A 644-nucleotide genomic window follows, 5' to 3' on the forward strand; every position below is an offset into this window, starting at 1 on the left:
GACGACAACGAGCTGGGCACCACTGCGGTCAAGAAGCTGGTCGAGACTCTGGATACCTACATCCCTGAGCCGGTTCGCGCGATCGACAAGCCGTTCCTGATGCCGATCGAAGACGTGTTCTCGATCTCCGGTCGCGGTACCGTTGTAACTGGTCGTGTTGAGCGCGGTATCGTCAAGGTCCAGGAAGAGATCGAGATCGTCGGTCTGCGTCCGACCACCAAGACCACCTGCACCGGCGTGGAAATGTTCCGCAAGCTGCTGGACGAAGGTCGTGCTGGCGAGAACTGCGGCGTCCTGCTGCGCGGCACCAAGCGTGATGACGTCGAGCGTGGTCAGGTTCTGGCCAAGCCGGGCACCATCAAGCCGCACACCAAGTTCGAAGCTGAAGTGTACGTGCTGTCCAAGGAAGAAGGTGGTCGTCACACTCCGTTCTTCAAGGGCTATCGTCCGCAGTTCTACTTCCGTACCACTGACGTGACCGGTTCGTGCGAACTGCCGGAAGGCGTTGAGATGGTGATGCCGGGCGACAACGTGAAAATGGTTGTTACCCTGATCAAGCCGATCGCCATGGAAGACGGCCTGCGCTTCGCAATTCGCGAAGGTGGTCGTACCGTTGGTGCCGGCGTGGTTGCCAAGATCGTCGA

General features: G+C 59.5%; 1 protein-coding gene. It reads left to right on the plus strand.

Annotated elements, in window-relative coordinates; all coding sequences use genetic code 11:
* A partial coding sequence (locus HZR81_RS23700) for an EF-Tu C-terminal domain-related protein (RefSeq protein ID WP_500129406.1) occupies window positions 1-644 on the plus strand: 644 nt, incomplete at both ends.

The sequence above is a fragment of the Pseudomonas sp. LM13 genome (genome assembly GCF_041381355.1).
Classification (GTDB): domain Bacteria; phylum Pseudomonadota; class Gammaproteobacteria; order Pseudomonadales; family Pseudomonadaceae; genus Stutzerimonas; species Stutzerimonas frequens.